General features: G+C 70.4%; 23 protein-coding genes and 1 pseudogene. 19 read left to right on the top strand and 5 right to left on the bottom strand.

The features are described 5' to 3' along the window. Window positions 1-8 precede the first annotated feature (8 nt). The gene (locus SXIN_RS12985) at window positions 9-1,007 is read left to right on the top strand and encodes an asparaginase (protein WP_095757011.1); all 999 of its coding nucleotides are present in this window, start codon (window positions 9-11) and stop codon (window positions 1,005-1,007) included. A gap of 290 nt (window positions 1,008-1,297) precedes the next feature. Then, window positions 1,298-2,584: a geranylgeranyl reductase family protein gene (locus tag SXIN_RS12980; RefSeq protein WP_019707748.1), complete on the top strand. Its 1,287-nt coding sequence runs from the start codon at window positions 1,298-1,300 to the stop codon at window positions 2,582-2,584. 55 nt (window positions 2,585-2,639) lie between these two features. Here SXIN_RS12980 and SXIN_RS12975 read toward each other — a convergent pair whose 3' ends face one another. From SXIN_RS12975 to SXIN_RS33040, 4 genes and pseudogenes are all read right to left on the bottom strand, one after another. After that, entirely contained in the window at window positions 2,640-3,176 is a 537-nt protein-coding gene (locus tag SXIN_RS12975) for an NUDIX hydrolase (protein ID WP_337589349.1), read from the bottom strand. Window positions 3,177-3,193: 17 nt separating this feature from the next. Further along, window positions 3,194-4,315: an adenosylhomocysteinase gene (locus SXIN_RS12970; protein WP_019707750.1), complete on the bottom strand. Its 1,122-nt coding sequence runs from the start codon at window positions 4,313-4,315 to the stop codon at window positions 3,194-3,196. A 4-nt stretch (window positions 4,316-4,319) separates the two neighbouring features. Continuing rightward, entirely contained in the window at window positions 4,320-4,466 is a 147-nt protein-coding gene (locus tag SXIN_RS32145; RefSeq protein WP_019707751.1) for a hypothetical protein, read from the bottom strand. A 98-nt stretch (window positions 4,467-4,564) separates the two neighbouring features. Further along, a pseudogene (locus SXIN_RS33040) lies at window positions 4,565-5,035 on the bottom strand (ATP-binding protein); the annotation flags it as partial. Window positions 5,036-5,134: 99 nt separating this feature from the next. On the opposite strand from SXIN_RS33040, the gene SXIN_RS12960 reads away from it, so the two are divergent. The 3 genes from SXIN_RS12960 to SXIN_RS12950 all read left to right on the top strand — a co-directional run bounded on the left by SXIN_RS12960 (window position 5,135) and on the right by SXIN_RS12950 (window position 7,607). Further along, the gene (locus tag SXIN_RS12960) at window positions 5,135-6,460 is read left to right on the top strand and encodes an NsdA family TPR-like regulatory protein (protein WP_019707752.1); all 1,326 of its coding nucleotides are present in this window, start codon (window positions 5,135-5,137) and stop codon (window positions 6,458-6,460) included. Beyond that, window positions 6,457-7,275 carry a class I SAM-dependent methyltransferase gene (locus SXIN_RS12955; protein WP_019707753.1) on the top strand — a complete coding sequence of 273 codons (819 nt, stop codon included), beginning with the start codon at window positions 6,457-6,459 and terminating at the stop codon, window positions 7,273-7,275. Before SXIN_RS12960 ends, SXIN_RS12955 begins: the two co-directional genes overlap by 4 nt. Before the next feature lie 104 nt (window positions 7,276-7,379). Continuing rightward, the gene (locus SXIN_RS12950) at window positions 7,380-7,607 is read left to right on the top strand and encodes a hypothetical protein (RefSeq protein ID WP_019707754.1); all 228 of its coding nucleotides are present in this window, start codon (window positions 7,380-7,382) and stop codon (window positions 7,605-7,607) included. Window positions 7,608-7,837: 230 nt separating this feature from the next. On the opposite strand, the gene SXIN_RS12945 is transcribed toward SXIN_RS12950, so the two are convergent. Continuing rightward, window positions 7,838-8,674 carry a C40 family peptidase gene (locus SXIN_RS12945; protein ID WP_095757009.1) on the bottom strand — a complete coding sequence of 279 codons (837 nt, stop codon included), beginning with the start codon at window positions 8,672-8,674 and terminating at the stop codon, window positions 7,838-7,840. Between the two features lie 828 nt (window positions 8,675-9,502). On the opposite strand from SXIN_RS12945, the gene SXIN_RS12940 reads away from it, so the two are divergent. The 14 genes from SXIN_RS12940 to nuoN all read left to right on the top strand — a co-directional run bounded on the left by SXIN_RS12940 (window position 9,503) and on the right by nuoN (window position 25,839). After that, entirely contained in the window at window positions 9,503-9,862 is a 360-nt protein-coding gene (locus SXIN_RS12940; RefSeq protein ID WP_019707756.1) for an NADH-quinone oxidoreductase subunit A, read from the top strand. A gap of 18 nt (window positions 9,863-9,880) precedes the next feature. Then, window positions 9,881-10,435, top strand: coding sequence for a NuoB/complex I 20 kDa subunit family protein (locus SXIN_RS12935; RefSeq protein WP_019707757.1), 555 nt, complete (start codon window positions 9,881-9,883; stop codon window positions 10,433-10,435). After that, a complete protein-coding gene (locus SXIN_RS12930; protein WP_019707758.1) occupies window positions 10,432-11,202 on the top strand; it encodes an NADH-quinone oxidoreductase subunit C in 771 nt (256 codons plus the stop codon). The genes SXIN_RS12935 and SXIN_RS12930 overlap by 4 nt, the downstream gene beginning before the upstream one ends. A 109-nt stretch (window positions 11,203-11,311) precedes the next feature. Further along, window positions 11,312-12,634, top strand: a complete 1,323-nt coding sequence (locus tag SXIN_RS12925) for an NADH-quinone oxidoreductase subunit D (protein ID WP_019707759.1) — start codon at window positions 11,312-11,314, stop codon at window positions 12,632-12,634. A 41-nt stretch (window positions 12,635-12,675) separates the two neighbouring features. Further along, entirely contained in the window at window positions 12,676-13,476 is an 801-nt protein-coding gene (nuoE, locus tag SXIN_RS12920) for an NADH-quinone oxidoreductase subunit NuoE (RefSeq protein WP_095758025.1), read from the top strand. Continuing rightward, entirely contained in the window at window positions 13,473-14,858 is a 1,386-nt protein-coding gene (gene nuoF / locus SXIN_RS12915) for an NADH-quinone oxidoreductase subunit NuoF (RefSeq protein WP_019707761.1), read from the top strand. The genes nuoE and nuoF overlap by 4 nt, the downstream gene beginning before the upstream one ends. After that, complete coding sequence (locus SXIN_RS12910; protein WP_095757008.1) at window positions 14,855-17,464, top strand: NADH-quinone oxidoreductase subunit G; 2,610 nt, start codon at window positions 14,855-14,857, stop codon at window positions 17,462-17,464. Before nuoF ends, SXIN_RS12910 begins: the two co-directional genes overlap by 4 nt. Continuing rightward, window positions 17,461-18,876: an NADH-quinone oxidoreductase subunit NuoH gene (gene nuoH / locus SXIN_RS12905; RefSeq protein WP_019707763.1), complete on the top strand. Its 1,416-nt coding sequence runs from the start codon at window positions 17,461-17,463 to the stop codon at window positions 18,874-18,876. Before SXIN_RS12910 ends, nuoH begins: the two co-directional genes overlap by 4 nt. After that, window positions 18,866-19,477 (top strand): NADH-quinone oxidoreductase subunit NuoI, encoded by a 612-nt coding sequence (gene nuoI / locus SXIN_RS12900; RefSeq protein ID WP_039820562.1) that lies wholly within the window; start codon window positions 18,866-18,868, stop codon window positions 19,475-19,477. Before nuoH ends, nuoI begins: the two co-directional genes overlap by 11 nt. Beyond that, window positions 19,474-20,295 (top strand): NADH-quinone oxidoreductase subunit J, encoded by an 822-nt coding sequence (locus tag SXIN_RS12895; protein ID WP_019707765.1) that lies wholly within the window; start codon window positions 19,474-19,476, stop codon window positions 20,293-20,295. Before nuoI ends, SXIN_RS12895 begins: the two co-directional genes overlap by 4 nt. Beyond that, entirely contained in the window at window positions 20,292-20,591 is a 300-nt protein-coding gene (nuoK, locus tag SXIN_RS12890; RefSeq protein WP_019707766.1) for an NADH-quinone oxidoreductase subunit NuoK, read from the top strand. Before SXIN_RS12895 ends, nuoK begins: the two co-directional genes overlap by 4 nt. Before the next feature lie 12 nt (window positions 20,592-20,603). Beyond that, on the top strand, window positions 20,604-22,544 hold the full coding sequence (nuoL, locus tag SXIN_RS12885; RefSeq protein WP_019707767.1) for an NADH-quinone oxidoreductase subunit L: 1,941 nt from the start codon (window positions 20,604-20,606) through the stop codon (window positions 22,542-22,544). A gap of 2 nt (window positions 22,545-22,546) precedes the next feature. After that, entirely contained in the window at window positions 22,547-24,190 is a 1,644-nt protein-coding gene (locus tag SXIN_RS12880) for an NADH-quinone oxidoreductase subunit M (RefSeq protein ID WP_019707768.1), read from the top strand. Next, on the top strand, window positions 24,187-25,839 hold the full coding sequence (gene nuoN / locus SXIN_RS12875; protein WP_039820563.1) for an NADH-quinone oxidoreductase subunit NuoN: 1,653 nt from the start codon (window positions 24,187-24,189) through the stop codon (window positions 25,837-25,839). The genes SXIN_RS12880 and nuoN overlap by 4 nt, the downstream gene beginning before the upstream one ends. Window positions 25,840-25,934: the final 95 nt, after the last annotated feature.

The following is a 25,934-nucleotide window of genomic DNA, read 5'->3' as shown; positions in this document are numbered from 1 at the left end:
GGGGCAGTATGCGACGTGTCGTCGTGGTCACCACGGGCGGGACGATAGCCAGCCGCTGGCAGGGCAAGGGATACGCGGCGGACGCGGCCGGGCAGGACGTGCTCGCCGCCGCCGATCTCCCCGAGGACGTGACCACCGAAGTCGTCGATCTCTTCACGGTCAACAGCCCCCGGCTCACCACCGCGCACCAGATCACGCTGTTGCGCGCGGTCCACGAGGTGCTGGAGGACCCGGGCGTCGACGGTGTCGTCGTCACCCACGGCACCGACACCCTGGAGGAGTCCGCCTTCCTCCTCGACCTCCACCACGCCGACCGCCGCCCCGTCGTCTTCACCGGCGCCCAGCGCCCGCTGGAGGACGCCGAGGGCGATGCCGCCGGCAACCTCTACGACGCCCTGCTGACCGCCTCCTCCGTCGAGGACCTGGGCACCCTGGCCGTCTTCGCGGGACGGATCCACGCCGCCCGCGGCACGATCAAGACCCACACCACCGCCCCCGACGCCTTCCACGACCCGTCCTGCGACGCGGTCGGCAAGGTCGGCTGGGGCCGGGTCACCGTACGGCGCCGTCCCGAGCGCACCGAGGCGCTGCCGCTGCCGCCGGTCGAGGCGCCGCTGCCGCGCGTCGACATGGTCATGCACCACGCCGACGCCGACCCGCTGCTCTTCGACGCCGCGGTGGAGGCCGGCGCCCGCGGCATCGTGCTCGTCGCCACCGGCGCGGGCAACGCCACCCCGGCGTTCACGGAAGCGGTGGCGCGAGCCGTCGGGCGGGGGGTGCTGGTCGCCCTCACCACGCGCGTCCCGGCGGGCCCCGTCACCCCCATCTACACGGGCGGCGGGGCCGTGGACCTGATCGAGGCCGGCGCGGTGCCCACCGGCTCGCTGCGCGCCGGACAGTCGCGCATGGCGGTCCTGGCCGCCCTGATGTCCTCCACGGACACGGCGGAGCGGACGGCCACCCTGCGCCGGATCGCCGACCCGAGCGGGGCCCCGGTCCCGGCCTGACGGATCCCGGGCGGCCCAACCGCCGTGCTTCCGGCCCCGGTTCCGCGCGGACCGGGGCCGCCGCACGCCCGGGCCACCTTCGTGCCCGCGACGCCCCCGCGCCCGTCCGGACGGTATCCGGTCGTCGTTTCCCCGGCGCCCGGCCCGGCTTCCCGGGCTGCGGCGGGCCGGGAAGCCGCCGGTACCCGACCCGCCCAAGCGCCGTCCGTCCCCCTGCATAGACTTGAGCCGTTCCCCCGCAGGCCGCCCCGACGAGGGCCTGCGCTCCGCCTCTCGCCGGGAGTGCCGACGTGACCGACACCGACCTCAACGAGCGCAGCGCCGATGTCATCGTCGTCGGGGCCGGCCCCGCCGGCTCCACGACCGCGTACCACCTGGCGAAGTCCGGGCTCGACGTCCTGCTGCTGGAGAAGACGGCCTTCCCCCGCGAGAAGGTCTGCGGCGACGGTCTGACGCCGCGCGCCACCAAGCAGCTCGTCGCCATGGGCATCGACATCTCCGAGGAAGCCGGCTGGCTGCGCAACAAGGGCCTGCGGATCATCGGCGGCGGTGTCCGGCTGGAGCTGGACTGGCCGGAGCTCGCCTCCTTCCCGGACTACGGACTGGTCCGCAAGCGCGACGACTTCGACGAGCAGCTCGCCCGCGCCGCACAGAAGGCCGGGGCGCGGCTCCACGAGCGCTGCAACGTCGGCGCCCCGATCCTGGATCCCCGCACCGGCCGGATCACCGGCGTCGAGGCGAAGCTCGGCGAGGAGAAGACGCCCGTCACCTTCCACGCCCCGGTCGTGGTGGCCGCCGACGGCAACTCCACCCGGCTGTCGGTGGCGATGGGCCTGCACCGGCGCGAGGACCGCCCGATGGGCGTGGCCGTGCGGACGTACTTCACCTCCCCGCGCCACGACGACGACTACCTGGAGTCCTGGCTGGAGCTGTGGGACCGGCGCGGCCCCGAGGACCGGCTGCTGCCCGGCTACGGCTGGATCTTCGGCATGGGCGACGGCACCTCCAACGTCGGCCTCGGCATCCTCAACAGCAGCTCGGCCTTCAAGGAGCTGGACTGGCGCGAGGTGCTCAAGGCCTGGTGCGCCTCGATGCCCGAGGACTGGGGCTATGTGCCGGAGAACATGACCACCCCGATCCGCGGCGCCGCGCTGCCGATGGCCTTCAACCGGCAGCCGCACTACCACCGCGGGCTGCTGCTGGTCGGTGACGCCGGCGGGCTGGTCAACCCGTTCAACGGCGAGGGCATCGCGTACGCGATGGAGTCCGGGCAGATCGCGGCCGAGGTGATCGTCCAGGCACACGCCCGGCAGACCCCGGCCCAGCGCGAACTGGCCCTCCAGCGCTACCCGAAGGTGCTCAAGGACACCTACGGCGGCTACTACACCCTGGGCCGCGCCTTCGTGAAGATGATCGGCAACCCGAAGGTCATGAAGATCGCGACGGAACGCGGCCTGACGCACCCGCTGCTGATGCGCTTCACCCTCAAGATGCTGGCCAACCTCACCGACCCGACGGGCGGCGACGCGATGGACCGCGTCATCAACGGCCTCAGCAAGGTGGCTCCGCGGGCCTGATGTCTCGACCGGCGCCCTGGGGTCGCTCCGGACAGTACCGGTGCGTCCGTCGGCCTCAGCGCGCGGCGGCGAGCACCCGTGAGCGCAGGGGCTCGGCCGTCAGCATGTCCGCGAACGTCCACCCGTAGTCCGTGACCTCCTCCTCTTGGAGCACGACGGCGTCGGCCGTGGTCCGGAAGAGGAACCGGAAGTCGAAGTGCGGGTGCTCCGGCTCGCCTTTGGCATCGTTGGCCGGAATCGTGTGGACGTCGATGTCGAGAGGCAAGCCGCTGTCGGGCTCGACCGACTCGGGATCGATGCCGGTTTCTTCGGCGAGCTCCCGCAGAGCGGCGTCGAGCAACGATGTGTCGGCGTCCTCGGTGTGGCCACCGGGCAGGAGCCACTTCCGCAGCGCCTTGTGCTCGATCTGGAGTACGCGGCCGTCGGGCCGGAGCAGGACGGCACCAGCGGTGATGTGACCGCGGAACTCCTTGCGCGAGGCGATCGTGTCGTCGGCGGCGTCGAGCACCTCGATGAGGACGGACAGGCGGTCCTTCTCGTCGGGGTGCCGGCTCAGGTATGCGTCGAGAGTGTGTCGTACGTGATCTGCCATGATCGGCATGGTGCTCCTTACCGGTTGAAGTAGTTCAGCCACGTCGCCGCGATGCCAGCGCGGTCGTTGGCGCTGGCCTCGTGCATACCGGGCCCGAGGTCTCCGCGGGTGAGCATGCGGATTCCGGCGAGTATCTCGGCCTGTACGAGGAAGATGAACGGCCCCACGCTGGCGCCGTGGATGAAGTTGACGGCGTTGCCGTCGTTGAGCAGGTAGAAGTAGTGACCGGTCGTCTGGTAGCGGGTGACGTGGTCGCCCGTCGGTGTCCTGCTGTAGATGTTGGGCAACCCGTCGAGGTCGAGTTCGTCCTCGCTGCTGGTGACCGTGGCGACGTACGCCCCGTTGCGCAGGCCCGAGAAGTCGTCGCCTTGAAGAGACACGGCGCCCGTGGCGCAGAGGACAAGGCCGGCCCCCTTGAGCGCGGACTCACGGTCGCGGGCGACGGTGAACCCTTGGCTCAGTGCTTGGGCTCGGCGGACGGGGTCGATGTCGTACACAGTGACCCGTACGGCTTTGGCGTGCAGCAGCCGGGCGATGCTCGACCCGAGCTTGCCGAACCCGATGACGAGGGCGTGGCGGCCGTTGAGGATGTCGCCCTGGTCGCGCATCAGCGCCTCGGTCGAGAACACCACGGACTGACCGACGAGGAAGTCCTCGGGGTCCTTCAGCGGGGAGCGGGCGACGGACACGACCGGGCAGGGCAGTTTGTCGCGCTCCGCATAGCGTTTGTGACCGTTCTCGGTGTCCTCCACCACTCCGAGGACACGACCCGAGAAGCGGTCGCAGAGGACATCCAGAGCCGGTGCGAAGTAGCCCCCGACGTCCAGGAGTACGAGGGACTGACCCCCGGCGCGGGACTCGACGTAGTCGAGGCACGTCTCAGGGGTGGAGAACAGTTCCCGGGACAGCTCGTCGCACTGGGTGAACCGCTCGACCTCTCGCCGAGCGGTGGCGTCGATCGACTTGGGCTTGGGCAGCACGGCGCGAAGGTTGGACACGGTGTCGACGGCCTTCACGAAGGACGGCCGCTCAGGCAGTAGATGCGTGATCAGGAACGATTCCGGCGTCTCCTCCGACATGAACTGCGCGGCGACGCGGTTGAAATACGAGTCGAGGCGGGCTCGCTCGAACTGCTCCATTGGTTCACATCCCGTCTTGCTTCTGTGGATGGACGTCGTACGGCGCGGGTGGACGTGCCGAGCGGGCCAGGTTCACGCCGACAATCTCGCGCAGCACGAACGTGTTGTCGGTGACGAGGGCACTGAGTTCGAACGGATCGGCGTCGGGCACTTGAGTTTGCTCGCGGGCGGGGGTGGCGAACTGGGTGCAGGGGGCTGTGTTGGTGTGTGGAGCAGGCACCAGACGTATTTGGAGCCATGTCCGGTGGAGGCGATCCCCCAATCGGCCGCGAGGCAACGAAGGAGTTCGAGGCCGCGCCCGCGCTCGTCGTGCAGGGCCGCTGTGCGGCGCCGGGGGAAGTGGGGCGACCGGTCTCCGACCTCGAGGAACAGAGCGGTATCCGATCGGCGCCGAAGGGTGAGAGTGATGTCGCCGTGGGAGTGCCGTAGGGCGTTGGTCGCGAGCTCGCTCGTGAGAAGTCGTACGTCGTCAAGTTGTTCCAAGTAGCCCAGGCGCTCGACTGCTTCGGTCGCCGTCCTGCGGACCAGGCGCACAGCGTTGGGAAGTCGGCCGAAGGCCACCTGCAGCACGAGCTCGCCCTCGTCCTCGAGTCTCCGTCGGGGCACGGTGATCAGACGAAGAGAGCCGCGGGTCAAGGGTCCGGGCGCAAGTGGTGCCAGGGCCCGTGGAAGCGGGGGAACGACTGCCGGAGGCGCTGTGTCGGGGCTGTGTGACGGCATGCCACCAGCAAACCTGCGTAGCTCTTTTGGGTCGGGAGCCTGCGCGGGGGCCAAATGGGGGGCCAAGATGGGGGCCAGAATTTCTAGCGGGGAGCCACGATGGGCGAGTTGGGCATCGGCGCACTGCTCGCTCGGCTACGTCAGGACCTCGGTAAGTCGCAGCAGGGAATCGCCAATCGGTACAACGAGGTCGAGGGGCGGGGCGCGCTGACCGGCAAGGAGATCGGCCGGTACGAGCGAGAGGTGCGCATCCCGTCCGAGCACGCGCGCAGGTACCTGGCGGAAGTGTTCGGCGTCGACCAGGTGCTCTTGGACCGTGCCGCCGCCGCGAGCAAGGCCCGCCGACGTGAAGCCGCTCCGCTCAGCGTTCCAGCGATCAAGGAACCCGGCCCTCCGCCTTCCCGTCGTACCCTGGCGGCCGACGCGGTTGCCTCGGCACGGTTCGCGCGATTCCTCGCGTCTCGGAACGCGGACGAGACCGCCGTCGACCAAATCGACGCCGACGTCGCCCGGTTGTCCCGACATTTCGTGAGTCATCCGTTGGCCGACCTGCACGACGAGATCCGCGACCTGCGGGAGGAGACGTTCGAGACGCTGCGGGGTCGCCAACGTCCCAGAGAGACAGCTGACCTCTTGGTCGCCGCCGGTCGGCTGTGCGGCCTGTCGGCGCACGTTTGCCTCGACGTGGGAGCATATGATTCAGCCGCCACTCATGCCCGCACCGCATGGGCTTGTGCCGAGGCAGCAGGCCACAATGGGCTACGGGCATGGGTCCGCGCGGCCGAGTCGCTCATCGCTTTCTGGAGTGGTGACCCGGCGCGTGCTGCGGATCTCGCTCGGTTGGGTCAGCAGTACACCGCGCCCGGGAGCATCTCGGCCCGGCTGGCGAGTCTGGAAGCACGAGCCTTGGCTGTGGCCGGCGACCCCCGAGGCGCCGCTACGGCGCTCGTGACCGCCGAGCGAGCGCGCGAGACCATGCGGGGAGGCGACGAGGTACCCGGCATCTTCAGTTTTCCCGACGCCAAGCAGTTCACATACGCGGGCACGACTCACCTCGCCATAGGCGGGGACCACAACGTTCGGCATGCCATCGAGGCCGCCGAAACGGCTGTCGATCTGTACCGCGAAGCGGCGGACGATGATCGCTCCACGTTCGATCTGCTCGCCGCTCGTCTCGACCTCGCACAAGGTCATCTGTTCGCCGGCGACCTCGACGCCGCCGCAGTGCTGCTCGGAAGTGTGCTCAGCAGCCCTCCCGGCCAGCTCTCGGCGAGCATCGTCACTCGGCTGGGAAAGTTCGCGAGTCAACTCGGAGCGGCGAAGTACCGTGGTTCGCCCCAGGTTGCCGCCCTGCGGGAACGCATGAAGAGCACGGCGGAACACATTGCCGCGCCCGCCGCCGACCTTTCGGAGCCGCCGACGTGACCGACTCTTCCGCCACGCACGACGCCGCCCTGACAGACCGCGCGATCCTGACCGATAGCGCGTACAGGACCGAGCGGGACCTCGCCGCGCGCCAGTCCCTCTACCAGTGGCAGACGCCGCGCTACGACCTGCCTGGACTCGTCGTCGAGCGACTGCGCGACGTCCCGGGCACCGTCGTTGACGTTGGGTGTGGGAACGGCAAGTTCATCAAGCGGCTCGCCCAGGAACGGCCAGACCTGCGGCTGCTCGGCCTCGACGTGTCCCTCGGGATTCTGGAGGGAGTGCCGAGACCGGTAGCCGTCGCGGACGCGGCCCAGCTGCCGCTTCGCACGGATTGCGTCGACGCCGCGCTCGCCCTCCACATGCTCTATCACGTCGAGGACATACCGGCGGCCGTCACGGAACTCGACCGCGTAGTGACCACCGAGGGCGTGCTGATCGCCTCTACGAACAGCGAGCGGGACAAGACCGAGCTGGACCGACTCTGGGAGCGCGCCGCTGGTGACGTGCTCGGCGTTGACAGAGGACCGTCGCGCATCTCCCTCAGTGCTCGGTTCTCGCTGGAAAAGGCGCCCGCGTTGCTCGGCGCCGCGTTCTCCAGGGTCGAGACAGTGGAACTGCCGGGAAAGATTTCCGTAACGACCCCTGCGCCCGTGATCGCGCACATGAACTCGTATCGAGCGTGGGCGGGTCAGCACGCCGTGCCCTTCGAAGTGACCATCGAGCGGGCGCGCGAGATTGTCACGAAACACATTGACAGACACGGCGCATTCGAGATCAACGGCCTTGGTGGACTGCTGATCTGCTCGCGCTGAGGTCCGGAATGGGAGAAGCGCCCCGTTATCCGTCGGGCTCATACTCATGACTGTACAGAGCGCACAGGGTGAGTGTGGAGACACAGGCCATGAGGTGGAAGGCGATGTCCGAGCCGCTGATCGACGTGGATGACAACGCACTGGCCGAACCCGCCGAAGCCCTCGGGACCGTGGCCGCCCACGACACGGTGAACGAGGCTCTGCTGGAAGTCGTTCGGTTCCGCAGGCGTGCCAACGCGCTCGCTGGCCTCAGGGAGATGGGCGCCCGGGGGGACTTCGACATCCTGCTCGACAAGAGGAACTACCGGGGTGAGAGCACTCCGCCATCATGACCCTGATGGCGGGGCCAGTGCTCAGCACACGCACCGGTCCAGCCGTCGGCCGACGGGCCAGGGGGCGGCCGGGTGCCGAGGTGCGCAAGCGCCTCCCGTCCCGGCGGCCAGACGCGCCAACGGCCGTCATCCCCGAACGGGATGACGGCCGTTGGCTTGTGCGCCGCGTGCCCCGGGGCGGGTCCGGGTGCTCCAGGAGGAGCCCCGGACAGCTGCCGGGTGAGGGAGCGTCAGAGGACGCGGACGGCGCCCGTCGGCGGGTCCCAGTCGAGGGTGCGCTCGACGACGCCCGTGCTGGAGTTCTGCGCGCCGACGTACTTGCCGTCACCGATGTAGACGGCCACGTGGTACGCGCTGCCGGCGCCGCCCCAGTAGAGGATGTCGCCCGGCTGGAGGGCGTTCAGCGACACCGGGGTGCCCGCCGTCGACTGGTCCTGGGAGACCCGCGGCAGGGAGACGCCCACGGTGCGGAACGCGGCGGTGGTCAGGCCCGAGCAGTCGTACGCGGAGGGGCCGACGGCGCCGCTGACGTACGCCTTGCCGACCTGGGCCTTGACGAAGTTCACCACGGTCGCGGCGCTGCCCGTGGCGGAGGAGCCGGCCGACGAGGCGGTGGACGCGGCGGACGTGGTGGCGGTGGAGAGCGTCGTGCGCTCCTCGGAGCGGTCGGAGCGCTCCGCGGCGGCTTCGCGGGCGGCCTCGGCGCGCTCCGCGGCGGCCCTGGCCTTGGCCTTGCGCTCGGCCTCGGCCTTCCGTTCGGCCTCGGCGCGGGCCTGTTTCGCGGCCTTCTTCTCGGTGGCGGCGAGGGCGTCCCGCTCGCTCGCGATCTCCAGGTTCAGGGCCGCCTGCTGGGTGGCGGCGGTGGACATCGCGGCGTCCTCGGCGAACGAGGCGCTGATGGTGGGCATCTCGGCCGTCTGGGCGGCCGGCGCGGCGTTGGCGGAGGAGGCCGCTGCCGTCACGGCGATGGTGCTGAGGACGCCACCGGCAACTCCGGAACGCAGCGTTCTGGTGGAGACGTTGCGCCGGGGTTTCCGGTGGCTGGGTATGTGAGCGGTATGGGCCATGGGGTCCTGGCTATCAAAGACCTTCGCCGCGATCAACAGGAGTGGGATGGGACACAGTTGACGCGTACGCGACGGCAATAGCCGGAATTCGATCTCCGGCTGCCGTTACCGCCCTGTGATAGCAGATTCACAAACCCGGTATGAGCAAGACGTTTCCATGATTCGTCCGTTTTGCGCCGGGGTCTATCACCTCTCGGCGCACGGGCCAATCGCCGTATCCGTTCACCGGAAGCGGCGTGGGAAAGGTCACGTATTCCGGCCCTCCGGGGCGGCCGGCGGCGCCGCGTGCCGCCGGGGGGCGTCACCGCGGGAGTGGGAACGGTCCCGCCGCTCCCCGGAATCCGGCCCGCGGTGATCCGGGGAGCGGCGCCGCGGCCGTACGTGAATCCGTGCACACAGCAACGATCTTGATGTCCCGGCGGGCGGCGCGTCCCGCCGGCGACCGCCGGCGGCCGTGGCCGGACCGTGACTATCACTTGCCGGCCGTCCAGCACCAATTTGTTTCGGGACGGCGGTTCTTGATAATGCAAGCACCGCTCTGACCTGGGGTGACCGGAGAGGGAATTGCGGTCCGTGGCCGCGGAAACGCACAGGGTGCGGGCCGTTTCCGGGTTCCGCTTTCCCGCCGGACGCCCGGGTGGTGGAGATCACAAAGGCCGAGGTGACCGCCGTGTCGCAGCTCACAGAGCCCCGGGCATAAGATGCCCTCGGCCTGGGCTTGTGAACTGCCTCACATAATCACGATCTTGGTGAGGCGGCCACGGTGCGGCCACCCTCCGCCCAGGGCGGGGGAGCAGCAGTCACCGTCGACTGGAAGGAGCGAGCAGCGTGAACGCCTATGCACCCATCCTCGTGCTCGGCGCCCTCGGTGCAGGCTTCGCGATCTTCTCCGTGGTCATGGCGTCGATCGTCGGCCCGAAGCGCTATAACCGGGCCAAGCTCGAGGCGTACGAATGCGGGATCGAGCCCACGCCGCAGCCGGCCGGCGGCGGCCGGTTCCCGATCAAGTACTACCTGACGGCGATGCTCTTCATCATTTTCGATATCGAGATCGTCTTCCTTTACCCCTGGGCCGTCTCCTTCGACATGCTCGGGATTTTCGGACTCGTCGAGATGCTCCTCTTCGTGCTCACCGTCTTCGTCGCCTACGCCTATGTCTGGCGCCGCGGCGGACTGGACTGGGACTAGGGGAACGGAGGAGAAGCCATGGGTATCGAAGAGAAACTTCCGAGCGGCTTTCTGCTGACGACCGTCGAGCAGGCCGCGGGCTGGGTCCGCAAGTCGTCGATGTTCCCGGCCACGTTCGGACTCGCCTGCTGTGCCATCGAGATGATGACCACCGGAGCCGGCCGCTACGACCTCGCCCGCTTCGGCATGGAGGTCTTCCGTGGCTCGCCGCGCCAGGCCGACCTGATGATCGTGGCCGGCCGGGTGAGCCAGAAGATGGCCCCGGTGCTGCGCCAGGTCTACGACCAGATGCCCAACCCCAAGTGGGTCATCTCCATGGGCGTCTGCGCCTCCAGCGGCGGCATGTTCAACAACTACGCGATCGTGCAGGGCGTCGACCACATCGTCCCCGTCGACATCTATCTGCCCGGCTGCCCGCCCCGCCCCGAGATGCTGCTGGACGCCATTCTCAAGCTCCACGAGAAGGTCCAGGGCTCCAAGCTCGGCGTCAACCGCGAGCAGGCGGCCCGCGAGGCGGAGGAAGCGGCGCTCAAGGCGCTGCCGACGATCGAGATGAAGGGCCTGCTGAGGTGAGCGAGAAGAACGAGAACGCCCCCACGGGCCGCGAGGCGGGGGCCAGCGGGGTCAACCCCGACCAGGACCTCAACACCCAGAACCTGCCCGGCAACCGCGGCGACCGCGGCGAGGCCATCGGCGTCCGCCGCGGCATGTTCGGCGCCGACGGCCCCGGCGACACCTCCGGCTACGGCGGCCTGGTCCGCACCGTACGGCTGCCCGGCCCGGCCGTCCGCCCGTACGGCGGCTGGTTCGACGAGGTCGCGGACGAACTCGAGGGCGCCCTGGACGAGCAGGGCCTGGTCCCGGAGAACGCCATCGAGAAGACCGTCGTCGACCGGGACGAACTGACCTTCCACATCGCCCGCGAGCACCTGCCGCGGGTGGCCCGCACCCTGCGCGACGACCCGGCGCTCCGCTTCGAGATCTGCACCGGCGTCAGCGGTGTGCACTACCCGGACGACAAGGGCCGCGAACTGCACGCCGTCTACCACCTGCGCTCCATCACCCACAACCGGGTGATCAGGCTGGAGGTGAGCGCCCCGGACGCCGACCCGCACATCCCCTCGATCGTCGAGGTCTACCCGACCAACGACTGGCACGAGCGCGAGGCCTACGACTTCTTCGGAATGATCTTCGACGGCCACCCGGCGCTGACGCGGATCATGATGCCGGACGACTGGCAGGGCCACCCGCAGCGCAAGGACTACGCGCTCGGCGGCATCCCCGTCGAGTACAAGGGCGCCCAGATCCCGGCCCCCGACCAGCGGAGGTCGTACCACTGATGCCGCGTATCCCCGGGGGGCGACCGGCCCCCGAGAAGCACCAGCAGCCGCCGGCCGCGGCCCCCACGGGGCACGGCACGCCGGCCACGACCACGCGGGGAGGGACCCGATGACGACCTCGCACGCGCAGGAACGCGAGACCACCGAAGGCAAGGTCTACACCGTCACCGGCGGTGACTGGGACGAGCTCGCCCAGGCCGCGGCCCAGGCGGACGACGAGCGCATCATCGTCAACATGGGCCCGCAGCACCCGTCCACGCACGGCGTGCTCCGGCTCATCCTGGAGATCGACGGCGAGACGGTCACCGAGGCCCGCTGCGGCATCGGCTACCTGCACACCGGCATCGAGAAGAACCTCGAATACCGGACCTGGACGCAGGGCACCACCTTCGTCACCCGCATGGACTACCTCACGCCGTTCTTCAACGAGACGGCGTACTGCCTGGGCGTGGAGAAGCTGCTCGGCATCGAGGCGGACATCCCCGACCGGGCCAGCGTCATCCGGGTCATGATGATGGAGCTCAACCGGATCTCCTCCCACCTGGTGGCCCTCGCCACCGGCGGCATGGAGCTGGGCGCCACCACGATCATGATCTACGGCTTCCGCGACCGCGAACTGGTCCTGGACCTCTTCGAGCTGATCACCGGTCTGCGGATGAACCACGCGTACATCCGCCCCGGCGGTCTCGCCCAGGACCTGCCGGCCGGCACCGTCGACGCCGTCCGCGAGTTCATCAAGCAGATGCGGAAGAACCTCCCGGAGTACGACGCCCTGGCCACCGGCAACCCGATCTTCAAGGCGCGCCTCCAGGGCATCGGCCACCTCGACCTGACCGGCTGCATGTCGCTCGGCGTCACCGGCCCCGTCCTCCGCTCCACCGGCCTGCCGCACGACCTGCGCAAGGCCGACCCGTACTGCGGCTACGAGACCTACGACTTCGAGGTGGCGACCGCCGACACCTCCGACTCCTACGGCCGGTTCCTGATCCGGCTGGAGGAGATGCGGCAGAGCCTGCGGATCATCGAGCAGTGCCTGGACCGGCTGGAGCCGGGCCCGGTGATGGTCGCCGACAAGAAGATCGCCTGGCCCGCGCAGCTCGCGCTCGGCCCGGACGGGCTCGGCAACTCCCTGGACCACATCAAGAAGATCATGGGCACCTCCATGGAGGCCCTCATCCACCACTTCAAGCTGGTCACCGAGGGCTTCCGGGTGCCCCCGGGCGAGGCGTACACGGCGGTGGAGTCCCCGAAGGGCGAGCTGGGCGTCCACGTCGTCAGCGACGGCGGCACCCGCCCGTACCGGGTCCACTTCCGGGACCCCTCCTTCACCAACCTGCAGGCCGTGGCGGCGATGTGCGAGGGCGGCCAGGTCGCCGACGTCATCGTCGCCGTCGCATCCCTCGACCCCGTGATGGGAGGCGTGGACCGGTGACCACACCAGCCAACCGCGAGGTGGCGCTCGGCATCCCCGAGATGCCCGCCCCCGACTACCCCGCCGAGGTCCGCACCCGGCTGGAGACGGACGCCGCGGAGGTGATCTCCCGCTACCCGGACAGCCGTTCGGCGCTGCTGCCGCTGCTGCACCTCGTGCAGTCCGAGGAGGGGTACGTCACCCGCACCGGCATCAAGTTCTGCGCCGAGATGCTCGGGCTGACCACGGCCGAGGTCACCGCCGTCTCGACCTTCTACACGATGTACCGCCGCAAGCCCTCCGGCGACTACCAGGTCGGCGTCTGCACCAACACGCTCTGCGCGGTCATGGGCGGCGACCAGATCTTCGACGAGCTGAAGGAACACCTGGCCGTCGGCAACCAGGAGACCACCGAGGACGGCAAGGTCACCCTGGAGCACATCGAGTGCAACGCCGCCTGCGACTACGCGCCCGTCGTGATGGTCAACTGGGAGTTCTTCGACAACCAGACCCCGGACAGCGCCAAGGCCCTCGTCGACGACCTGCGGGCCGGCCGCGAGGTCGCGCCCACCCGCGGCGCCAAGCTCTGCGACTTCAAGGCGACCGCCCGCATCCTGGCCGGCTTCCCCGACGAGCGGGCCGGCGCGGTCGCGGAGAGCGGCGGCGCCGGCCCGGCCTCGCTGGCCGGGCTCCGGCTGGCCAAGGGCGAACCGGAACCGGGCGCCGTCGGGCCGTCCCGCGGCGCGGCACCCACCGGTGAGGAGCGGGACACCCACCCCAGCTCCCACGACGCCCCGCAGAAGACCGCCGCGTCCGACCCGGCCAACCCGGCCGGACCGGTGTCCGAGGAGGGCGGGCGATGACCGAGTCCGCCCGCACCGACGAGAACGGGAACGGGAACGGAGACGGGATGGGCCACGAGAAGCTCCTCTCCCCGGTGCTCTCCGCGTTCTGGGACGAACCCGAGTCCTGGACGCTGGAGACCTACCGCCGCCACGAGGGCTACGAGGGGCTGCGCAAGGCCCTCGCCATGGACCCCGACGACGTCATCGCGTACGTCAAGGAGGCCGGCCTCCGCGGCCGCGGCGGCGCCGGCTTCCCCACCGGGATGAAGTGGCAGTTCATCCCGCAGGGCGACGGCAAGCCGCACTACCTCGTCGTCAACGCCGACGAGTCGGAGCCCGGCACCTGCAAGGACATCCCGCTCCTCTTCGCCAACCCGCACTCCCTCATCGAGGGCATCGTGATCGCCTGCCACGCGATCCGCTCCAGCCACGCCTTCATCTATCTGCGCGGCGAGACGGTCCCCGTCCTGCGCCGGCTCCACGAGGCGGTGCGCGAGGCGTACGCGGCGGGCATCCTCGGCCCGGACGCGCTCGGCAGCGGCAAGAACCTCGACATCACCGTGCACGCCGGCGCCGGCGCGTACATCTGCGGTGAGGAGACGGCGCTGCTGGACTCCCTGGAGGGCCGCCGCGGCCAGCCCCGGCTGCGGCCCCCGTTCCCCGCGGTCGCCGGCCTCTACGCCTGCCCCACCGTGGTGAACAACGTCGAGTCCATCGCCTCCGTGCCCGCCATCTTCGCCCGCGGCAAGGAGTGGTTCCGCTCGATGGGCAGCGAGAAGTCCCCGGGCTTCACGCTCTACTCGCTCTCCGGGCACGTGGCCCGCCCCGGCCAGTACGAGGCCCCGCTCGGCATCACCCTGCGCCAGCTCCTCGACATGAGCGGCGGGATGCGCCCCGGCCACCGGCTGAAGTTCTGGACGCCCGGCGGCTCCTCCACCCCGCTCCTCACCGACGAGCACCTCGACGTCCCCCTCGACTACGAGGGCGTCGGCGCCGCCGGCTCCATGCTCGGCACCAAGGCGCTCCAGTGCTTCGACGAGACCACCTGCGTGGTCCGCGCCGTCACCCGCTGGACCGAGTTCTACGCCCACGAGTCCTGCGGCAAGTGCACCCCCTGCCGCGAGGGCACCTACTGGCTCGTCCAGCTCATGCGGGACATCGAGGCCGGCAAGGGCCGGATCTCCGACCTCGACAAGCTGAACGACATCGCCGACAACATCAACGGCAAGGCGTTCTGCGCGCTCGGGGACGGCGCCGCCAGCCCGATCTTCTCCTCGCTCCAGTACTTCCGCGAGGAGTACGAGCAGCACATCACCGGCCGGGGCTGCCCCTTCGACCCCGCCCGCTCCACCCTCTGGGCCGACGGCCCCTCGACCTCTCACCTGGAGGTGAACGCATGACCGTCACCGCCGCAGCGTCCAACAGCGGCTCCACCGGGTCCTCCGGGAGCGGTGAGGCGGCCGTGCCGCCGGAGGACCTCGTCACGCTCACCATCGACGGCATCACGACCAGCGTGCCCAAGGGCACGCTCGTCATCCGCGCCGCCGAGGAACTGGGCATCGAGATCCCGCGGTTCTGCGACCACCCCCTCCTCGATCCGGTCGGTGCCTGCCGCCAGTGCCTGGTCGAGGTCGAGGGCCAGCGCAAGCCCATGGCCTCCTGCACGATCACCTGTACGGACGGGATGGTGGTGAAGACTCAGCTCACCTCACCCGTCGCCGAGAAGAGCCAGCGCGGGATGATGGAGTTCCTCCTCATCAACCACCCGCTGGACTGCCCCGTCTGCGACAAGGGCGGCGAGTGCCCGCTGCAGAACCAGGCGATGAGCACCGGCCAGGCCGACACCCGCTTCGACGGGCAGAAGCGGACGTACGACAAGCCCGTCCCGATCTCCACCCAGGTGCTGCTGGACCGCGAGCGCTGCGTCCTCTGCGCCCGCTGCACCCGCTTCTCCAAGGAGATCGCCGGCGATCCGATGATCGAACTGCTGGAGCGCGGCGCGCTGCAGCAGATCGGCACCGGCGAGGACGTCCCGTTCCAGTCCTACTTCTCCGGCAACACCATCCAGATCTGCCCGGTCGGCGCGCTCACCTCGGCCGCGTACCGCTTCCGCGCCCGCCCGTTCGACCTGATCTCCTCGCCCAGCGTCTGCGAGCACTGCGCGGGCGGCTGCGCGACCCGCACCGACCACCGGCGCGGCAAGGTCATGCGGCGGCTCGCGGGCCACGACCCGGAGGTCAACGAGGAGTGGCTGTGCGACAAGGGCCGCTTCGCCTTCCGCTACGCCCAGCGGCCGGAGCGGCTCACCACCCCGCTGGTGCGCAGCGCCGAGAGCGGTGAACTGGAGCCGGCGAGCTGGCCGGAGGCGCTGGAGGCGGCGGCCCGCGGGCTCGCCGCCGCCCGCGGCCGCACCGGTGTGCTGACCGGCGGCCGGCTCACCGCCGAGGACGCCTACGCGTACGCCAAGTTCGCCCGGATCGCCCTCGACACCAACGACATCGACTTCCGCGCCCGGGTCCACAGCGCCGAGGAGGCCGACTTCCTGGCCTCCCGGGTCGCCGGACGCGGCACGGACCTCGACGGCACCGGTGTCACGTACACCGCGCTGGAGAAGGCGCCCGCCGTCCTGCTGGCCGGCTTCGAGTCCGAGGAGGAGGCCCCCGGGGTCTTCCTGCGGCTCCGCAAGGCCATGCGCAAGCACGGCCAGAAGACCTTCTCCCTGGCGCCCTACGCCACCCCGGGCCTGACCAAGGCCGGCGGCATACTGCTGCCGGCCGCGCCGGGCACCGAGGCGGAGTGGCTGGACGCCCTCGCCGGGCGGATCGGCCTGGAGGCGGACGGCGAGGCCGCCGCCGACGCGCTGCGCGCCGAGGGCGCCGTCATCGTCGTCGGCGAACGGCTGGCCGCCTCCCCGGGCGCGCTCTCCGCCGCCGTACGGGCCGCGACGGCCACCGGCGCCCGGCTGGTGTGGATTCCGCGCCGGGCCGGGGAGCGGGGCGCGGTCGAGGCCGGTGCCCTGCCCGGGCTGCTGCCCGGCGGCCGCCCGGCCACCGACCCGCGCGCCCGTGAGGAGACCGCCGCCGCCTGGGGCGTCTCCGCCGCCGGACTGCCGCACCGCCTCGGCCGGGACACCGGCGAGATCATCGAGGCCGCGACCACCGGCGGACTGGCCGCGCTGCTCGTCGGCGGAGTGGAGGTCGCGGACCTCCCGGACCCGGCGGCGGCCCGGCGGGCCCTGGACGAGGTGGGCTTCCTGGTCAGCCTGGAGCTGCGGCCGTCGGAGGTCACCGAGCGGGCCGACGTGGTCCTGCCGGTCGCCGCCGTCGCGGAGAAGGCCGGCACCTTCCTCAACTGGGAGGGCCGGGCGCGCATGTTCGAGGCGTCCATCAAGCCCGACCAGATGACCCGACGCCACGTCGTCCCCGACAGCCGCGTGCTGCACATGCTCGCGGACACCCTCGCGGACCTCGGCGCCGGTGACGGCGAGCGCTCCACCGAGCGGTCCGCGGCCCGGCTCGCCCTGCCCGATCTGCTCGCCGTGCGCCGGGAGATGGACCGGCTCGGCGGCTGGGCCGGTGCCGTGCCCGCCGGACCCGGGGACTCCGACTACGGCGGCCCGGCGGGCGGCACCACGCGGTCCGCGACCCGCCCGTCCGCGGGCGAGGCGGTCCTCGCCGGTCACCGGCTCCTGCTCGACCAGGGCGTCCTGCAGGTCGGTGACGAGGCGCTGGCCGGCACCCGGCACGAAGCGGTCGCCCGGCTCTCCGCGGCCACGGCCGCCGAGGCCGGGATCGCCGAGGGGGAGCCGCTGCGGGTCTCCGGACCGGGCGGCTCGACCGAACTGCCGCTGCGGATCACGGAGATGCCCGACCGCGTCGTCTGGCTGCCGCTGAACTCCACGGGCGGCGGCGTCCTGGCCGACACCGGGGCCCGCCCCGGTGAGGTCGTCCGGCTCTCCGCGGCCACCGCCGCGGCGGGCACCGAAGCCGAGGAGGTGCGCTCATGAGTTCCGTCACGCTGTGGGCCGCGGCCGCCGAGCCGGGCGGGGCCCTGCACCTCGCGGCCGAGGACCTGTCGGTGTTCGGCGGCGACCCCTGGTGGCTCGTCGCGCTCAAGGCGGTCTTCTGCTTCGCGTTCGTGCTGCTGACCGTGCTGTTCTCCATCGTGTGGGAGCGCAAGGTCGTCGCCTGGATGCAGCGCCGCATCGGCCCCAACCGGCACGGCCCCTGGGGTCTGCTGCAGTCGCTCGCCGACGGCGCCAAGCTGATGCTGAAGGAAGACGTCATCGTCAAGCGGGCCGACAAGCTCGTCTACGTGCTGGCGCCGATCGTCGCGGCGGTCCCCGCCTTCATGGCGATCGCGGTGATCCCCTTCGGCCCGCCCGGCAACGAGGTGTCGGTCTTCGGCGAGCGCACCGCGCTGCAGCTGACCGACCTGCCGATCGCCGTGCTGTACATCCTGGCGGTCGCCTCCGTCGGCATCTACGGCATCGTGCTCGCCGGCTGGTCCTCCGGCTCGACGTACCCGCTGCTCGGCGGCATGCGCTCGGTCGCCCAGGTGATCTCCTACGAGATCGCGATGGGCCTCTCCTTCGCGGCCGTCTTCCTCTACTCCGGCTCGATGTCCACCTCGGCCATCGTCGACGCGCAGGGGGACCGCTGGTTCGCGATCCTGCTGCCGGTGTCCTTCCTCATCTACATGGTGTCGATGGTCGGTGAGGTCAACCGGGCGCCGTTCGACATGCCGGAGTCCGAGGGCGACCTCGTCGGCGGCTTCAACACCGAGTACTCGTCGATCAAGTTCGCGATGTTCATGCTCGCCGAGTACATCAACATGGTCACCGTCTCGGCGGTGGCGGTCACCCTCTTCCTCGGCGGCTGGCGCGCTCCCTGGCCGGTCAGCACTTTCTGGGAGGGCGCGAACCACGGCTGGTGGCCGATGCTCTGGTTCGTCATCAAGGTCAACCTCCTGCTGTTCGGCTTCATCTGGCTGCGCGGCACCCTCCCCCGGGTCCGCTACGACCAGCTGATGAAGCTCGGCTGGAAGGTCCTCATCCCGGTCGCGATGGTCTGGCTGATGATGGTCGCCACCGTCCGGGCCCTGCGGAACGAGAACTACGACTTCCAGGAGATCGCGTTCTACGTGATCGGCGCCGTGCTCGTCGTACTGCTGCTGTCCTTCGTCGCGGATCTCTTCCGCGGCAGGCAGGACGAGCCGGACGGCACCGGCGCGGACGGCAAGGGCACCGGGGGCGAGTTCGACCCGATGGCCGGCGGCTACCCCGTACCGCCGATGCCGGGGCAGACCCTGCCCCCGGTTCCGCGCCGGCGCCCCCGTCACGAGCAGCCGCCCGTGACCGTCGCCGCCGGTTCCGACGACGCGACGACCAACGGAGAGGAGGCCGACAATGCCCGATAACCCCGTGGCCGGCTTCGGCGTGACCTTCAAGGCCATGTTCAAGAAGCGGCTGACCGAGCAGTACCCGGAGCAGAAGAAGCCGACGGCGCCCCGGTTCCACGGCCGGCACCAGCTCAACCGGCACCCGGACGGGCTGGAGAAGTGCGTCGGCTGCGAACTCTGCGCCTGGGCCTGCCCCGCCGACGCGATCTACGTCGAGGGCGCCGACAACACCGACGAGGAGCGCTACTCGCCGGGCGAGCGCTACGGCCGCGTCTACCAGATCAACTATCTGCGCTGCATCCTCTGCGGTCTCTGCGTCGAGGCGTGCCCCACCCGGGCGCTGACGATGACCAACGACTACGAGCTCGCCGACCGCACCCGCGAATCGCTCATCTACACCAAGGAGGAGCTGCTCGCGGGGCTGAAGGAGGGCATGGTCGACTCGCCGCACGCCATCTTCCCGGGCATGACCGAACAGGACTACTACCGGGGCCTCGTCACCGAGGCCGCCCCCGGGACCGTCCAGCAGCCGGCCGTCTCCAAGGGCGAGATGCCGCAGGACGCGGCGTCCGACTTCGGCCCGGGGGAGCCCGCCTCGGAGAAGGTGGTCGAACGATGAATACGATCGCCGCCTACTCCACCTCCACCGGGGAGGCCGTCCAGTTCTGGGTCCTGGGCACCGTGGCCGTCCTCGGGGCGCTCGGCACGGTCCTGCTGCGCCGGGCGATCCACTCCGCGCTCTGCCTCGCCGGGACCATGATCATCCTTGCGGTGTTCTACCTGGCCAACGGCGCCTACTTCCTGGGCGTCGTCCAGATCGTCGTCTACACCGGCGCGATCATGATGCTGTTCCTGTTCGTGGTGATGCTCGTCGGTGTCACCGCGGCGGACTCGCTGAAGGAGGCCCTGAAGGGCCAGCGCTGGCTGGCCGCCCTCACCGGCCTCGGCTTCGGCGTCCTGCTGATCGCCGGCATCGGCAACGCCTCGCTGCGGACCTTCGCCGGACTCGGCACGGCCAACGCCGGCGGGAACGTCCAGGGGCTGGCGGAGACCATCTTCACCAAATACGTCTTCGCCTTCGAGCTCACCGGCGCGCTGCTGATCACCGCAGCCGTCGGCGCGATGATCCTGACCCACCGCGAGCGCACCGAGCGCCTGCCCAGCCAGCGCGAACTCGCCGAGCGCCGGGTCCGCGAGGGGAAGCAGGTCCCGCCGCTGCCCGCGCCCGGTGTCTACGCCCGGCACAACGCCGTGGACATCCCCGGGCTGCTGCCGGACGGCACACCCGCGGAGCTCACCGTCAACCCGACGCTGCGCGCCCGCGGCCAGATCCGCGACGTGTCCGGCCGGGCGCTGGCCGATCTGGCCGCGCTGGAGCAGCGCTCCGAGGTGCGCCTGGAGCGCCGGGACGCCACTTCTGAGGAGGCCGGCAAGTGAACCCGGTGAACTACGTCTATCTCGCCGCGCTGCTGTTCACCATCGGCGCCGCCGGGGTGCTGCTGCGGCGCAACGCGATCGTCGTGTTCATGTGCGTCGAGCTGATGCTCAACGCCTGCAACCTGACGCTGGTCGCCTTCTCCCGGATGCACGGCAACCTCGACGGGCAGATCATCGCCTTCTTCACGATGGTCGTCGCCGCCGCGGAGGTCGTGATCGGCCTGGCGATCATCGTGATGCTCTTCCGTACCCGCCACTCGGCCTCGGTCGATGACGCCTCTCTGATGAAGCTGTAAGGGGTCGAAGAAGTGGAGAACCTCATCGGATTGCTCGTCGCGGCGCCGCTGCTCGGCGCGGCCGTGCTGCTGTGCGGCGGCCGGCGGCTGGACCGCGCCGGGCACTGGATCGGCACGGCGCTCGCGGTGGCCTCGTTCGTCGTCGGCGCGGTGCTCTTCGCCGACATGCTGGGCCGGGACGGCGAGGACCGCGCCCTGCACCAGCGCCTGTTCAGCTGGGTGCCCGTGGAGGGCTTCCAGGCGGATGTCGCCTTCCAGCTGGACCAGCTGTCGATGACCTTCGTACTGCTGATCACCGGTGTGGGTTCGCTGATCCACATCTACTCGATCGGCTACATGGAGCACGACGAGCGGCGCCGCCGATTCTTCGGCTATCTCAACCTGTTCCTCGCGGCGATGCTGCTGCTGGTCCTGGCCGACAACTACCTGCTGCTGTACGCGGGCTGGGAGGGCGTCGGCCTGGCGTCCTACCTGCTGATCGGCTTCTGGCAGCACAAGCCGAGCGCGGCGACCGCCGCCAAGAAGGCGTTCATCGTCAACCGCGTCGGCGACGTCGGCCTGTCCATCGCGATCATGCTGATGTTCACGACCTTCGGCACCTTCGCCTTCGAGCCGGTGCTGGCCTCGGCGGGCGAGACCTCCGAGGGGATGCTGACGGCCATCGGCCTGATGCTGCTGCTGGCCGCCTGCGGCAAGTCGGCCCAGGTGCCGCTGCAGTCCTGGCTGGGTGACGCGATGGAGGGCCCGACCCCGGTCTCGGCCCTCATCCACGCCGCGACCATGGTCACCGCCGGCGTCTACCTGATCGTCCGCTCCGGCGCCATCTTCAACGGCTCGCCGGACGCCCAGCTCGTCGTCGCCATCGTCGGCGCGGTCACGCTGCTCTTCGGTGCGATCGTCGGTAGCGCGAAGGACGACATCAAGAAGGCGCTGGCCGGCTCGACGATGTCGCAGATCGGCTACATGGTGCTGGCCGCCGGGCTCGGCCCCATCGGATACGTCTTCGCGATCATGCACCTGGTCACCCACGGCTTCTTCAAGGCCGGGCTCTTCCTCGGCGCCGGTTCGGTCATGCACGGCATGAACGACGAGGTGGACATGCGGAAGTACGGGGGCCTGCGGAAGTACATGCCGGTCACCTTCGTCACCTTCGGCCTCGGCTATCTGGCGATCATCGGCTTCCCGGGCCTCTCCGGCTTCTGGTCCAAGGACAAGATCATCGAGGCGGCCTTCGCCAAGGGCGGCACCGAGGGCTGGATCCTCGGCGGCGTGGCCCTGCTGGGCGCCGCGATCACCGCGTACTACATGACCCGCGTCATGCTGCTCACCTTCTTCGGCGAGAAGCGCTGGGCCCCGACGCCCTCCCCGGACGCGCCGGACGTGGAGCCCGCCGCCGAGACGGCCGGCGACCACACGATGCCGCACCCGCACGAGTCGCCCAGGTCCATGACGATCCCCATGATCGTGCTGGCCTTCGGGTCCGTCTTCGCGGGCGGGCTGTTCAGCTGGAACAGCTCCTTCCTGCACTGGCTGGAGCCGGTCACCGGCTACGACCACGGTCACTCCCCGCTGAGCGCGGCGGCCGTGACCGGCGCGACCGTCGTCGTCCTGCTGCTCGGTGTGCTGGTGGCCTGGCTGCAGTACGGCCGCAGGCCCGTGCCCGTCACCGCGCCGCGCGGCTCGCTGCTCACCCGGGCCGCCCGCCGCGATCTGCTCCAGGACGACTTCAACCACGTCGCGCTGGTCAAGCCCGGCGAGTATCTGACCCGCGGTCTGGTCTACGTCGACAACAAGGGCGTGGACGGGGTCGTCAACGGCACCGCGGCGGCGGTCGGCGGACTCTCCGGCCGGATGCGTCGGATGCAGAACGGCTTCGTCCGCTCCTACGCGGTCTCGATGTTCGGCGGTACGGCGGTCCTGATCGCCGCGACCCTGCTGATGAGGGCGGTCTGATCATGTCTTCTGTTGTCAACGACGGCTTCCCGCTGCTGACGGCCGCGGCCGTGCTGCCGGCGCTGGGAGCGATCGCGACCGCGGCCGTGCCCGCCGCGAAGCGCACCGCGGCCAAGTGGACGGCGCTGCTCTTCTCGCTCGGCACCCTGGTGCTGGCGGGGATCGTGCTGGCCCGCTTCGACCCGGGCGGCGAGCGCTACCAGCTCGCCGAGTCCCGGGCCTGGATCGCCGACTTCGGCGTCCGCTACGAGCTGGGCGTGGACGGCATCGGCGCCGCCCTGATCGGGCTCACCGCGCTGCTGATGCCCTTCATCATCCTGGCGGCCTGGCGCGACGCCGACCCGGCGGCCGAGGAGGGCGGCGACGGGGCCGGCCGGCGCTGGCGCCCGGTGCAGGGCTTCTTCGCGCTGATCCTGATGGTCGAGGCGATGGTGATCATCTCCTTCGCCGCGACCGACGTCTTCCTCTTCTACATCTTCTTCGAGGCCATGCTCATCCCGATGTACTTCCTCATCGGGGGCTTCGGGGACCGGGCGCACGCCCAGAGCGACGAGGAGGCGGCCAAGCAGCGCACCTACGCGGCCGTCAAGTTCCTGCTCTACAACCTGGCGGGCGGCCTGATCATGCTCGCCGCGGTCGTCGGGCTCTACGCCGTCACCGCCGACCAGCTCGGCGAGGGCACCTTCTCGCTCCAGCAGATCACCGAGGCCCGCGCCTCCGGCGAGCTCACCATGGCGACCACCACCGAGCGGCTGCTCTTCCTCGGCTTCTTCTTCGCCTTCGCGGTGAAGGCGCCGCTGTGGCCGCTGCACACCTGGCTGCCCAACGCCATGGGCGAGTCGACGGCCCCCGTCGCCGTGCTGATCACCGCGGTGATGGACAAGGTCGGCACCTTCGCGATGCTCCGCTTCTGCCTCGGGCTCTTCCCGGAGGCCAGTGCGTGGGCGACGCCGGTAGTGCTGGTGCTGGCGCTGGTCAGCATCGTCTACGGCGCTCTGCTGGCGGTCGGCCAGCGGGACATGAAGCGGCTGATCGCCTACGCCTCGGTGTCCCACTTCGGCTTCATCATCCTGGGCATCTTCGCGATGACGAGCCAGGGCCAGAGCGGGGCGACCCTCTACATGGTCTTCCACGGGATCTCGACGGCGGTGCTGATGCTCGTCGCCGGCTTCCTCATCTCCCGGCGCGGCTCGCGGCTCATCGCCGACTTCGGCGGGGTGCAGAAGGTGGCCCCGGTGCTGGCCGGCACCTTCCTGATCGGCGGTCTGGCGACGCTGTCGCTGCCCGGGCTCGCCCCGTTCGTCAGCGAGTTCCTGGTGCTGGTCGGCACCTTCAGCCGGTATCCGGTGATCGGGATCATCGCCACCATCGGCATCGTCCTCGCCGCGATCTACGTCCTGGTGCTCTACCAGCGCACCATGACCGGGCCGGTGAAGGAGGGCGTGCTGAAGATGCCCGATCTGCGGCTGCGGGAGCTGGTCGTCGTGACCCCGCTGATCGCCCTGCTGATCTTCCTCGGCGTCTTCCCCAAGCCGTTGACGGACATCGTCAACCCGGCTGTCGAGCACACCATGTCGGACGTGCGGAAGACGGATCCGAAGCCCGACGTCGACATTCCGTCACCTGATGTGGAGGCCGCGAAGTGAGCCCCATGGCATCCGTCCACAGCCTGTGGACGATCTCGGCCGAGGCGCCGTTGAAGATCGAGGCGCCGGACATCGAGTACGCCCAGATCGCCCCGGTGCTGATCGTGCTGGGCGCGGCGGTCATCGGGATCCTGTTCGAGGCGTTCCTGCCGCGCCGGGCCCGCTACTACGCGCAGGTCGGGCTGACCGCGGTCGGCCTGGCCGCCGCCCTCGCCTCGGTGATCGGCCTGGCGGCCGGCGGGCACGGCACGGACAAGGCGCAGGTGGCGGCGATGGGCGCGCTGGCCGTCGACGGTCCGGCGCTCTTCCTCCAGGGCACGGTGCTGCTGGTGGCCCTCGTCTCCGTCCTCATTTTCGCCGAGCGGCGGCTGGACCCGGTGGCACACGGCAACCGGGTGGACTCCTTCGCCGCGCAGGCCGCCGCCAGCCCCGGCGGTGCGGCCGAACAGGCCGCGGTGAAGGCGGGGTTCACCACCACCGAGGTCTTCCCGATGCTGCTGCTGGCGGTCACCGGCATGCTGGTGTTCCCGGCGGCCAACGACCTGCTGACGCTCTTCGTGGCCCTGGAAGTCCTCTCGCTGCCGCTGTACGTGCTGTGCGCGCTGGCCCGCCGGCAGCGGCTGCTGTCGCAGGAGGCGGCGGTCAAGTACTTCCTGCTCGGCGCCTTCTCCTCGGCGTTCCTGCTCTTCGGCATCGCGCTGCTGTACGGCTACGCGGGCACCGTCACCTACGGCGGCATCGCGCAGGTGATCTCCGGCGACCTCCAGCAGGTGGAGCCCTCCGTGGCCGCCACCATGGGCAATGACGCGCTGCTGCTGATCGGCGCCGCGCTGGTGCTGATGGGCCTGCTCTTCAAGGTCGGCGCGGTCCCATTCCACATGTGGACCCCGGACGTCTACCAGGGCGCCCCGACCCCGGTCACCGGCTTCATGGCGGCGGCCACCAAGGTCGCGGCCTTCGGCGCGCTGCTGCGGATCCTGTACGTGGTGCTGCCCGGTCTGCGCTGGGACTGGCGGCCGGTGATGTGGGGCGTCGTCATCGTCACGATGATGGTCGGCGCGATCGTCGCCGTCACCCAGACCGATGTGAAGCGGCTGCTGGCGTACTCCTCGATCGCCCACGCCGGGTTCATCCTGGCGGGCGTCGTGGCCACCACGCCGTCCGGCATCTCCTCGGTGCTCTTCTACCTGCTGGCCTACTCCTTCGTCACGGTCGGCGCCTTCGCCGTGGTGACGCTGGTCCGCGACGCGGGCGGCGAGGCCACGCACCTGTCGAAGTGGGTCGGTCTGGGGCGGCGGTCGCCGCTGGTCGCGGCGGTCTTCGGGATCTTCCTGCTGGCCTTCGCGGGCATCCCGCTGACCTCCGGGTTCGCGGGCAAGTTCGCGGTGTTCAAGGCGGCGGCGGAGGGCGGCGCGGGCGCGCTGGTCGTGGTCGGTGTGGTCTCGTCGGCCATCGCGGCGTTCTTCTACATCCGCGTCATCGTGCTGATGTTCTTCAACGAGCCGCAGGCGGGCGGCCCGACGGTCGCCGTGCCCAGCGCGCTGACCTCGACGGCCATCGCGGTGGGTGTCGTCGTCACGCTGGTGCTCGGCATCGCGCCGCAGTACTTCCTGGACCTGGCCGGCCAGGCGGGGGTCTTCGTGCGCTGACGCACCACGGCACGGCGCGGTTCGCCGGAGCCGCGCACCCGGCGCGGCGGTGGGCCGCCGTCCCCGAAGCAGGGGGCGGCGGCCCACCGGCATGT

Origin of the sequence: Streptomyces xinghaiensis S187 (genome assembly GCF_000220705.2) — a bacterium.
Lineage (GTDB): Bacteria > Actinomycetota > Actinomycetes > Streptomycetales > Streptomycetaceae > Streptomyces > Streptomyces xinghaiensis.
The sequence above is the reverse complement of the archived record's forward strand: the minus strand, read 5'-3'. Positions and strand labels throughout refer to the sequence as shown.